12 protein-coding genes are annotated in these 10,769 nt (G+C 41.7%); 11 read left to right on the plus strand and 1 reads right to left on the minus strand.

What is annotated here, in order from left to right; translation table 11 throughout:
- Nucleotides 1-921: a Na/Pi symporter gene (locus ACTHRG_RS14050; RefSeq protein ID WP_076257446.1), complete on the minus strand. Its 921-nt coding sequence runs from the start codon at nt 919-921 to the stop codon at nt 1-3.
- A 238-nt stretch (nt 922-1,159) separates the two neighbouring features.
- Here ACTHRG_RS14050 and rpsU point away from each other — a divergent pair, with 238 nt between their 5' ends.
- From rpsU to ACTHRG_RS14105, 11 genes are all read left to right on the plus strand, one after another.
- Nucleotides 1,160-1,333, plus strand: a complete 174-nt coding sequence (gene rpsU, locus ACTHRG_RS14055) for a 30S ribosomal protein S21 (RefSeq protein WP_009333009.1) — start codon at nt 1,160-1,162, stop codon at nt 1,331-1,333.
- Nucleotides 1,334-1,348: 15 nt separating this feature from the next.
- Nucleotides 1,349-1,792 carry a GatB/YqeY domain-containing protein gene (locus ACTHRG_RS14060; protein ID WP_076257447.1) on the plus strand — a complete coding sequence of 148 codons (444 nt, stop codon included), beginning with the start codon at nt 1,349-1,351 and terminating at the stop codon, nt 1,790-1,792.
- Between the two features lie 232 nt (nt 1,793-2,024).
- On the plus strand, nt 2,025-3,356 hold the full coding sequence (locus tag ACTHRG_RS14065) for an NfeD family protein (protein WP_076257448.1): 1,332 nt from the start codon (nt 2,025-2,027) through the stop codon (nt 3,354-3,356).
- 20 nt (nt 3,357-3,376) lie between these two features.
- Nucleotides 3,377-4,375, plus strand: a complete 999-nt coding sequence (gene floA, locus ACTHRG_RS14070) for a flotillin-like protein FloA (RefSeq protein ID WP_076257449.1) — start codon at nt 3,377-3,379, stop codon at nt 4,373-4,375.
- A gap of 34 nt (nt 4,376-4,409) precedes the next feature.
- Entirely contained in the window at nt 4,410-4,889 is a 480-nt protein-coding gene (locus tag ACTHRG_RS14075; protein ID WP_076257450.1) for a hypothetical protein, read from the plus strand.
- 62 nt (nt 4,890-4,951) lie between these two features.
- Nucleotides 4,952-5,242, plus strand: coding sequence for a sporulation protein YqfC (gene yqfC / locus ACTHRG_RS14080; RefSeq protein WP_076257451.1), 291 nt, complete (start codon nt 4,952-4,954; stop codon nt 5,240-5,242).
- Between the two features lie 18 nt (nt 5,243-5,260).
- A complete protein-coding gene (gene yqfD, locus ACTHRG_RS14085; RefSeq protein ID WP_076257452.1) occupies nt 5,261-6,454 on the plus strand; it encodes a sporulation protein YqfD in 1,194 nt (397 codons plus the stop codon).
- Nucleotides 6,451-7,416, plus strand: a complete 966-nt coding sequence (locus ACTHRG_RS14090; protein WP_076257453.1) for a PhoH family protein — start codon at nt 6,451-6,453, stop codon at nt 7,414-7,416. The genes yqfD and ACTHRG_RS14090 overlap by 4 nt, the downstream gene beginning before the upstream one ends.
- 217 nt (nt 7,417-7,633) lie before the next feature.
- The gene (locus ACTHRG_RS14095; protein WP_139325601.1) at nt 7,634-9,826 is read left to right on the plus strand and encodes an HD family phosphohydrolase; all 2,193 of its coding nucleotides are present in this window, start codon (nt 7,634-7,636) and stop codon (nt 9,824-9,826) included.
- Nucleotides 9,823-10,293: an rRNA maturation RNase YbeY gene (gene ybeY / locus ACTHRG_RS14100; RefSeq protein WP_076257454.1), complete on the plus strand. Its 471-nt coding sequence runs from the start codon at nt 9,823-9,825 to the stop codon at nt 10,291-10,293. The genes ACTHRG_RS14095 and ybeY overlap by 4 nt, the downstream gene beginning before the upstream one ends.
- On the plus strand, nt 10,271-10,663 hold the full coding sequence (locus tag ACTHRG_RS14105) for a diacylglycerol kinase family protein (RefSeq protein WP_076257455.1): 393 nt from the start codon (nt 10,271-10,273) through the stop codon (nt 10,661-10,663). The genes ybeY and ACTHRG_RS14105 overlap by 23 nt, the downstream gene beginning before the upstream one ends.
- The last annotated feature ends 106 nt before the right edge of the window (nt 10,664-10,769 follow it).

Here is a 10,769-nt window from a genome sequence, read left to right on the forward strand (position 1 = left end):
TTACCGGCCGTGCAGTCTTATGACAAACCTTCCAAACTGATTTGCAAATGGGAGAACAAGCAAGGAAGATAGTACATTAAATAAAACACTGATATGTGCAAGCTGCACATCCGGAGAACTGGCTGCACTCTCTCCTAAGACAGCAAGGACATGAATAAAAGGATAAAAGGCCGCCACACCCAAACAGTTCAGCCAAATATGGGCAAAGGCAGTCAGTTTTGCTTCTTTTCCTGAACCGATGGATGCTAAATATGCGTCTACGCATGTACCTATATTAGATCCAAGCATTATGGCAATGCCGGTATCCAAATCCATTGCGCCAGCAGTTAAAAACCCCATTATAATGCCAGTTGTTGCTGTGCTTGATTGGATGATAGCCGTAAGGACAATTCCGGCAGCAACAGCGAACAAATAATTCCCATCCAAAGTAAGCAGCCAGTGGTTGACCATATCATTATCTTTAACAGAACCAGCAAGATATTCAAACCCGCGCATTGCTGCAAAAACCGCAGATAATCCAAGCACTGCCAGACCGGAGCTTCGCAGGCTCTTATTCTTCATTACAGCCAGGATGCTCCCGGCAGCAGCAAGTGGAACAATATATGATTCAATATTAAAAGTGATTAACTCTGTCGTAAATGTTGTACCTATGTTGGTTCCTAATATAATGCCAATCGTCTGGGGAAAAGTAAGCATCCGTGCAGAAACCATTCCAATTGTTATAATCATTACCGCTGAACTGCTTTGCAGGACAGCCGTCACGATTGTGCCCATCACAGTGCCTTTCCAAGGTGAATTAGTCACAGCTGCCAGCCAATTCTTTAACGAACCTGCAGATAAATTAAAAAGACCCGACCGTAAGAGTGTCATACCATAAATAAATAACGCGATTAGCAGAAAAAATAATAACAGCTGGACCAAGCAGCATTCACCCCCTTCATTTAATACTATGGAACACCCTGCCGGGACATGCTTATGAACAAAAAATTGTTTAGCTTGTCAGGAATGGGGTACTAAATAATCACAAACCAAAAAAATCAATCCCGCAGCAGGCTAATTACTGTTGACCTTGATAAGCTGTTATATTATAATTGCAAGGTACATGGAATAAACCATGTTGTTGATGTAAGTGTGTTGTGCTCGGAGGGAGGGAAAGAGAATGTCTAAAACCGTCGTTCGTAAAAACGAATCGCTTGAAGATGCTCTTCGTCGCTTCAAACGTTCAGTATCAAAAACTGGTACTTTGCAGGAAGCAAGAAAGCGCGAATTCTACGAAAAACCTAGTATTAAACGTAAGAAAAAGTCTGAGGCTGCTAGAAAGCGTAAGTGGTAAGAGAGGGTGTATGTAATGAGTCTTCTCGAGCGTTTAAATGAAGATATGAAACAAGCGATGAGGAATAAAGAAAAAGAAAAGCTTACTGTAATTCGTATGATTAAAGCTTCGCTTCAAAATGAAGCAATCAAGCTTGGTGAAGATCTTAACGAAGAACAGGAGCTAACTGTCCTTTCTCGCGAAGTTAAACAACGCAAGGATTCCCTCCATGAATTTGAAAAAGCAGGTCGTGAAGATCTTGTTGAAAAAATTCGTACTGAACTTCAGTATGTCGAATTATATATGCCAAAACAGCTCTCCGAAGATGAAGTTTCAAAAATTGTTGCTGAAACAGTTGCAGAAACAGGTGCTTCTTCAAAAGCTGATATGGGAAAAGTGATGGCTGCTATCATGCCTAAAGTAAAAGGTAAAGCAGATGGTTCACTTATAAATAAACTTGTACAACAACAACTTTCATAAAACTATGCATTAAAAGACCGAAAGCCAATGGCTGACGGTCTTTTTTACTTTTCTGCCTAGCTATGTGCTGATGGAATGAATCACATTCGTTTCTAGGTTATACTAAAGTTGAGCAGAGTTTGAAAGTAGGAACTATCAAAAGAAATAATCAAAAGAAATAAAAAGGAAACTTTTTAATGATTCAATCGTAAATACATATAGAAGTCATTTTGCGGTTAAAGGGGGGAAAGTTTTGATTGCCAGAAGAGCAATAACCGCCTTTTCATTGTTTTTTGCTCTGCTGCTGCTGGTAAGCCCTTTTCAAGGAAACGCCGATAATGAAAAAGTGCTGATTGTTCCAATTGAAGAAACTGTGGAAAAAGGACTTTATGCATTTTTAAGCAGAGCGGTGCAAACAGCTGAAGAAGAAAATGCATCAGCCATAATATTTGAAATAAATACACCCGGAGGGGCAGTCGATGCAGCCGGGCAAATTGGAAAGCTGTTAACCTCAACAAATGTAAAAACAATATCTTTTATCAACAAGCAGGCTTTATCTGCAGGTGCCTATATAGCTTTGAATACGGATGAAATATATATGGTACCTGGTTCAACAATGGGTTCAGCCGCAATTATTGACCAGCAGGGAAATACAGCTGGCAAGAAAGCAGAATCATACTGGTTTGCGGCAATGCAGAGTGCGGCCTCACAAACGGACAGAGATCCTGTTTATGCCCTTGCTATGGCAGATGAATCGGTGGATCTGCCTGAATTGGGGGCACCGAAAGGAAAGCTGCTTACCCTCACAGCTGAACAGGCTGAACAGGTAGGCTATTCAGAAGGCACAGTAGATTCAAGGGAAGAGTTACTGAATGTGCTCGGACTTAATGAAGCTAATATACAGACAATTGATGAAAGCTTTGCAGAAAAGCTTGCCCGTTTTATTACCCACCCTGTCGTTATACCAATTCTATTATCTATTGGAAGCCTTGGGCTGGTTCTGGAGCTGTATTCACCGGGTTTCGGCATCCCTGGATTAATGGGATTGTCGTCCCTGCTTCTGTTCTTTTATGGCCATATGGTCGCCGGGCTGACAGGATATGAGACCTTAATTCTGTTTGTAATAGGCATTGGCTTAATAATTGCCGAGTTTTTCCTTCCTGGAGGAATTGCCGGTATAGCCGGAATAGCAGCAATACTGGGGAGTCTGTTTCTGGCTTCTGACAATGTGGCCCATATGGGAATGTCTATTTTAATTGCTATGGGAGTTTCAATATTGGCATCTATATTAATGATAAAGGTGTTTGGTAAAAAGATGAAATTCTTTAAAAAAATTATATTAACCGATAGCACAAATACCGAAAAAGGTTATATCTCAAATAAGAGCAGGCTTGAACTGATTGGTCTTGAGGGTTATGCACTTACTGCTCTAAGGCCTTCAGGTACTGTAGTTATAGGCGATGAGAGAATTGATGTTGTCAGTGAGGGAGCCTTTATCCTTAAAGGGGCAAAAGTAAAAGTTGTTAAAGCGGAAGGTTCGCGTATTGTTGTCAGAGAAATATCTAAGCTTGATTTAGATAAATAAAATCATCAGGAGGTAAAAATATGTTAGAAGCAGGAACAGTAGCAATATTGGTTGCCGTTGTACTCGGTGTTATATTGCTGGGGATATTATTCACCTTTGTACCGGTTATGCTGTGGATATCAGCATTGGCAGCGGGAGTCAGAGTCAGTATCTTTACATTAATCGGGATGAGGCTTCGCCGGGTTATACCAAGCCGTGTCATTAACCCGTTAATCAAAGCGCACAAGGCAGGACTTGAAGTAACAACAAATCAGCTGGAGAGCCATTACCTGGCAGGAGGAAATGTTGATAGAGTTGTCAATGCATTAATAGCAGCACACCGTGCCAATATTGATTTAAGCTTTGAACGCAGTGCAGCCATTGACCTGGCAGGGCGTGACGTTTTGGAAGCGGTTCAGATGAGTGTTAATCCAAAAGTAATTGAAACACCTTTTATTGCCGGTGTTGCGATGGATGGCATCGAAGTAAAGGCAAAAGCGAGAATTACAGTCCGTGCCAATATTGACCGTCTGGTCGGGGGTGCCGGTGAGGAAACAATCGTGGCGCGTGTTGGTGAGGGAATTGTCTCTACGATCGGTTCGCAGACGGATCACAAGAAAGTACTTGAAAATCCGGATATGATTTCTCAGACTGTTCTTTCAAAAGGTCTGGATGCAGGCACTGCTTTTGAAATTCTCTCGATAGATATAGCAGACGTGGATATCGGCAAAAATATTGGTGCAGAACTTCAGACTGAACAGGCTGAGGCAGACAAGAAGATTGCCCAGGCTAAAGCTGAAGAAAGACGTGCTATGGCCGTAGCTCAGGAACAGGAAATGAAAGCACGTGTTGAAGAAATGAGAGCGAAGGTTGTGGAAGCAGAGGCACAGGTGCCGCTTGCCATGTCAGAAGCACTCCGATCCGGAAATATTGGGGTAATGGACTATATGAATATCCAAAACATCTCGGCTGATACCGAAATGAGGGATTCAATCGGCAATATGAGTGACGACGGCAAAAATGGCCGGAAAAATGACTAAATGATCCCTTAATGGGAGAAGGGAGGAAACTCTCTTGGAATTTTTATTGGAGAATCCTTTTATTCTAATTGCTGTCATAGCTTTCATTTCCTCTTTTTTCAAAAAAAAGAAGGAGGAGAAGCCCGTTAAACAGGCTCCCCGTTCAGTACAGCAAGAGAACCGGACACAGGCCGAAAGAACATCTGCAGATAATGCTTTGGCCGAAGTGCTGGAAGAGGAAAAAAAGAAGCTGACCGAGAAATCCAGAAGAATAGAGGAAGATTACAGACAGCGTAAACAGCAGGCAGAACAAAGCATGAAGGCTCTCCAGAGTCAGCAGAGAGCTGCTGAAAGAAAAGCAAGCGCAATATCGAGAACAACAGCAAATACAAAAACAGGATCCCCGGTGGAAGCCGCAGGAGCCGGAAAGTTTGAGCCGCAGAAACAGACGCTTGTTGACGGGATTATCTGGTCCGAGATTCTAGGACCTCCAAGATCTAAAAATCCTCACAGGTCCCTCAACAGAAAGCGGTAAAAAATAAGTGCTAGAACCTTCGTTCATTTCATAAATATGAGATGAAAGGGGGTTCTTTTTTTATGGAAAAAAAGTGGGGACAATTCGTCCGCGGCTGGATGACTAAAAATATGGAGCTTCCTCAAGATGTCATGATGGATCTGCCCCGCATTACAATGATTGGGCAAATCCATATCTATATAGAAAACCACAGGGGATTACTGGCTTTTTCAGATAAGGAATTAAGACTGCTATTAAAGCAGGGGCAGCTTTTAATAAGAGGGAAAGCCTTCGTCATAAAAACGATACTGCCGGAAGAAATACTGCTCGAGGGAAAAATTGATTCAGTAACTTATATTACAGACACTGATTAAGAATTCAGGGGGAAGGAAATGAAGAACCAGTGGATCGAATTTTACAGGGGCCTTGTAACTGTTAAAGCAAGCGGGAAAGGAATAGAAAGATTTATTAATGCACTTACCCGGAGCGGAATCAATATCTGGAATGTAAAGAACCATGGAACGCAATCAGTCACCTTCAAAATGAAATTGGAAGATGCAAAAAAAATAAGAAGCCACGCCAGGAACAGCGATTGCAGAATCGAGTTCCTGCAGCGGGCAGGAGCACCATTCCTTATGAAAAGGCTGCTGAAAAACAGCGGATTTGCAGCTGGTGCCCTCGCGTTTTTTGCTGTTATTCTCCTTTTATCCAATATGGTCTGGGGCATAGAGATTAAGGGGGCAAATCCTGCAACTGAATATCAGATCATCAAAGAGTTGGACAAGATGGGGGTTAAAAAAGGAAAGCTGCAGTTTTTTGTAGATAATGTGGAGTCTATTCAGCGGACCCTATCCAACAATATTGAGGCAATCACCTGGGTTGGCGTGGAGTTAAAAGGGACAACCTACCATCTGCAGGTAGTTGAGAAAAATGAACCTGAGAAACCCGAGTATTTAAGCCCGCGTCATCTGGTAGCCAAGAAGAAAGCCGTCATTGTAGAAATGTTTGTTGAAGAAGGACGTCCGGTCGTCGATATTCACGATCATGTTCAGCCAGGACAGCTTTTAGTCTCCGGGATCATCGGGAAAGAGGGCCAAACGGAGACTGTTCCTTCAAAAGGGGAGGTTTTCGGGGAGACATGGTATAAATCTGAAGTCATTCTTCCGCTTAAGAGCACATTCAAAGTCTTCAGCGGCACTGAAAAAGTTAAGCATAGCATCACAATCGGAAATCTTGAAATTCCCATTTGGGGATTTGGGAAACCGGAATTTGAAGAGTATGAATTAGAGGAAAATGAGAAAGTAGTAAAGTTCCTGAAATGGGAGCTGCCTGTTTCATATGTAAATAAGACATTCCGTGAAAGAGAGCAAGTCACCAGAATATATTCCAATAAAGAGGCTTTTGAAGCTGCGAAAGATTTGGCAAGAAAAAAAATAAAAAGCAGCCTAGATGAAAATGCTAAAGTTAAGGGAGAAAAAGTTTTGCACCAATCAATTGACAATGGTAAAGTAACTATAGCAATACATTTCCAAATTATTGAGAATATTGCAGAAGGACAACCAATTATTCAAGGAGATTCGGAATGACAGAAGACTTGAAAACAATGAACCTGCAGCTTGAAGATCCTAATGAAGCCATTGCATTATTAGGCAACTCAGATGCAAACCTAAAAATTATTGAGCAAGAACTGAATGTTTCCATTGTAACCAGGGGAGAATCCGTTTATGTGTCTGGCGAAATGGAGAAGGTAGAACTGGCTGGAAAGGTTCTGGATAAACTGCTTTATGTAATCCGGAAAGGAATAAATATAAGCCAGAGAGATGTTATGTATGCTCTTCAAATGGCAAACAAGGGAACACTAGAGTATTTCAGTGATTTATACGAAGAAGAAATCACCAAAAATGCAAAAGGAAAGTCTATACGTGTTAAGACATTGGGACAGCGTCAATACATTCATGCAATCCGCCAAAATGACCTGGTTTTTGGCATAGGGCCAGCAGGCACAGGAAAAACGTATTTGGCAGTTGTTATGGCTGTCAATGCATTGAAAAATGGGAATGTGAAAAGAATCATTCTTACCCGCCCTGCTGTCGAAGCAGGCGAAAGCCTGGGCTTTCTGCCGGGGGACCTGAAGGAAAAAGTCGATCCTTACTTAAGGCCATTATACGATGCTTTGCATGATATATTAGGTGCAGAGCATACACAAAGAATGATTGAAAGAGGCACGATTGAAATTGCACCGCTGGCTTATATGCGCGGAAGAACATTAGATGATGCCTTTGTCATTCTGGATGAAGCACAAAATACAACTCAGGCTCAAATGAAGATGTTTTTGACCAGGCTGGGCTTTGGTTCAAAAATGATTATTACCGGAGACAGAACACAGGTTGACCTTCCAAAGGGTGTAAAATCAGGCCTGATTGCAGCAGAAGACATACTCAAGGGTGTAAGCGGACTATCATTCGTTCATTTAGAACAAAGTGATGTTGTGCGGCATCCGCTTGTGGCCAGGATTATTCAGGCATACCAAAAAGAAGATAACCTTTAAGCCGCCGATTTTGGCGGTTTTTTCTTTATCTGATAAAATCGGCAGATAATTACTATGGAATTATTTGCTATTAATGAAATGATTAGGTAACCTGTTAATAGATAGGCCATTTTTCATTAGTGAAAACCAACAGAAAAACTGTTATGATTTTACATAATTAATAATTAAACATTTAGGAATATTGGAAGTTTTTTTACCCAGGACAGGAGGGGTAAATGTGCCAAATCTTCAGCAGAGTTTGATTACAATCAGAAATTTACTTAATATGACCTTTTTTCGTGTTCTCTTATTTGTTCTTTTGGGAGTTGCTATGTATTTTTCCATGTATAGCAATGTGAAGCCTGAAAAGCTGGATTTAAGTCTGTTCTCTGTCGCTGAACAGACAATTAGGTCACCCATAACAATAGAGGATAAAGCAAGCACAGAAAGAAAAAGAAAAGAAGCAGAAAATAATGTTAAGGATATTTACGTTGTAAAAAAAGAGATTGCCCAAAACAGAGTTGACCTGGTTACCTCCATTTTCGGATCCGTTTCGGAAGTGAATGAAGAAGTAAAAGAAGGGATGGAAGAGAAAAAGAAGGCTGCTGCAAATGAGTCAGACAAAGATGTAGAGGCACCGGACCCTTCCGCCCCTGGTCCTGAAGAGAAATTGTCTATGGTTAAAGAAAAACTCACTGATGACGTAACACGTGAAGTATCTGATGGCGTCTTCCTTGCTTTGCTGCAGGCAAAGGAGGGGGAACTGATCATTGCGAAAGACCTTACTGTCACAGCCATCAATAAAATCATGAATAATGAAATTCCGGCTGAACAGGTGGAGAACGCGAAGAAGCGTGTTGAAGAAGAACTGAAGTTCACCAGCTTAAATTCAGATTTAAAAAAAGCAGCAATAGAGCTGGGGCGCTATGCAATATATCAAAATCAATTTTATGATCCTGCTGCTACGGAAGAATTGCGGCAGCAGACCATTGAGAGTGTGGAGCCAGTAAAAATCCTTCAGGGACAGATCATTGTTGAAGAAAATCAGCTTATCAGCAGAGACATATACCGACAGCTTGAACTTGTAGGGCTTCTGGAAAGTGTTAATTCAATTCAGCCTTTTATCGGCTTATCTCTGATCATTGTCATTGTTTTATCAGCCCTGTATTATTATTTCCACGAACTGAATGTACAGAGGGAATTAAAGCAAAGCTATTTATTGCTGTTCAGCCTTGTCTTTATCTTATCGATATTGCTTATGAAGGTCATAAGCCTTTTCCAATACGCTGATTACTCAGAGATCGGGTATATCTATCCTGCAGCTATGGGAGCTATGCTGATCAAAATACTGATTGATGAAAAGCTTGCAATGTACTACACAATTATTATGGCTATCAGCGGAAGCATCATTTTTAATGAAGGTGTTACAGGAACATTCCAGCTGACATCAGCCATTTATATCCTTTGCAGCGGATTGGCGGCCATATTGTTTTTAAGTAAGCAGAATCGCCGCTCCAAAATATTGCAGGCTGGTTTATTTGTATCTGCAGTTAACATATTTGTTATCTTTTCAATGCTTTTCTTAAGGAATGGCCACTATGATACGATTGAATATGGATTTTACTTTGTAATCGCTCTGATTTCAGGAATCTCGTCAGCAGTCCTGGCGATTGGCCTGCTGCCATATTTTGAGGCAGGATTCGGAATCTTGTCTACTATGAGGCTGATTGAACTTTCCAACCCTAATCATCCGCTTCTGAGAAAGATACTGACCGAATCTCCCGGAACCTACCATCATAGTGTAATGGTTGCAAATCTTTCCGAGTCAGCATGTGAAGCTATTGGGGCAAATGGTCTTTTGGCGAGGGTAGGCTGTTATTATCACGATATCGGCAAAACGAAACGGCCGCAATTTTTTATTGAAAATCAGGTGAATATTGAAAATCCGCATGATCGGCTTCCTCCCCAGACCAGTAAGAATATTATTATCGCTCATGCCGCAGATGGTGCTGAAATGCTGAGAAAGCATAAGATGCCTAAGGAGATAGTGGATATTGCCGAACAGCATCATGGGACAACATTGCTGAAATATTTTTACTATAAAGCAAAACAAAATGGTCTTGAGGTAAAGGAAGAGGACTACCGCTATCCGGGACCTAAACCGCAATCAAAAGAGTCGGCAGTCATCGGCATTGCGGATAGTGTAGAAGCTGCAGTCCGTTCAATGGCACATCCTACAACAGAGCAAATAGAGGATTTAGTCAAAAAAATAATCGCAGACAGGCTTCAGGATGGACAGCTGAATGAATGTGATTTAACCTTAAAAGAGCTGGAAACCGTTTCACACTCGTTCTGCGAAACGTTAAACGGAATTTTCCATTCACGGATTGAGTATCCTGAAATGACAAAACAGAAGGTGAAACAAGCATGAATTTAAATATTGATTTTTTAGACGAAACGAACGAGCTTCAGGAAATTGACATAGCCAAAATTGAAGAGTTAATTAACTTTGCGGCATCAAAAGAATCTGTAGAGCCTGAAAGCGAGGTATCCATTACTTTTGTGACCAATGAGCGGATCCGCGAAATTAACAGGGAGTACCGGGATAAAGATCGGCCGACAGATGTTATTTCTTTCGCGATGGAAGAGCTGGGTGAAGGTGAAGTTGAGCTGATTGGTGCTGATATGCCGCGAATCCTGGGGGATATCATCATCTCCACTGCTAAGGCGAAGGAGCAGGCGGAGGAGTATGGACATTCTTTTATTAGGGAGCTTGGCTTTTTGGCGGTCCATGGCTTCCTGCATCTTCTTGGATATGATCATGAAAATCCGGAAGATGAGAAAAAAATGTTTTCCCGCCAGAAGGATATACTTGATGAATTCGGGCTCACGAGATAAAAAGGTCCGAAAACACAATGTCCTCAAATCCTTTGTGTTTGCTTTTTCCGGAATTAGAACAGCGTTATTGAATGAAAGGAATCTGCAGATACATTTGGCAGTATCCCTGGCTGTCATGTTCTTTGGGGTATATTTTGGCATTTCCCGGCTTGAATGGATGATCATTCTGCTGGCCATCGGGGGCATGCTCTCACTCGAATTGCTGAATACAGCCATTGAAAGGACTGTGGATCTGGCAACCGGAGATTATCATCCCCTTGCCAAGCAGGCGAAGGATATAGCAGCTGGAGCGGTGCTGGTGTATGCCATTGTAAGTGTAATAATAGGCGGAGTAATATTCCTGCCTAAAATTCTGAAATTTTTGCAGTGATGTGAAGCTGTCCGAATGGGCAGCTTTTCTTTTGTGTGCCAGGCATGTTCATTAACTTGGCGGTGAAAGTCCGCTATGGGCGTTGGGATATGCGAACCATTAGCTG

It is taken from the genome of Cytobacillus sp. SAFR-174 (assembly GCF_051964675.1).
In the GTDB taxonomy this organism is placed as follows: domain Bacteria; phylum Bacillota; class Bacilli; order Bacillales; family Cytobacillaceae; genus Cytobacillus.

Bases quoted from the DNA above. Each gene is read 5' to 3' on its own strand.
- rpsU (WP_009333009.1), top strand. From the start codon at position 1,160: ATGTCTAAAACCGTCGTTCGTAAAAACGAATCGCTTGAAGATGCTCTT.
- ACTHRG_RS14060 (WP_076257447.1), top strand. From the start codon at position 1,349: ATGAGTCTTCTCGAGCGTTTAAATGAAGATATGAAACAAGCGATGAGG.
- floA (WP_076257449.1), top strand. From the start codon at position 3,377: ATGTTAGAAGCAGGAACAGTAGCAATATTGGTTGCCGTTGTACTCGGT.
- yqfC (WP_076257451.1), top strand. From the start codon at position 4,952: ATGGAAAAAAAGTGGGGACAATTCGTCCGCGGCTGGATGACTAAAAAT.
- yqfD (WP_076257452.1), top strand. From the start codon at position 5,261: ATGAAGAACCAGTGGATCGAATTTTACAGGGGCCTTGTAACTGTTAAA.
- ACTHRG_RS14090 (WP_076257453.1), top strand. From the start codon at position 6,451: ATGACAGAAGACTTGAAAACAATGAACCTGCAGCTTGAAGATCCTAAT.
- ybeY (WP_076257454.1), top strand. From the start codon at position 9,823: ATGAATTTAAATATTGATTTTTTAGACGAAACGAACGAGCTTCAGGAA.
- ACTHRG_RS14105 (WP_076257455.1), top strand. From the start codon at position 10,271: ATGAATTCGGGCTCACGAGATAAAAAGGTCCGAAAACACAATGTCCTC.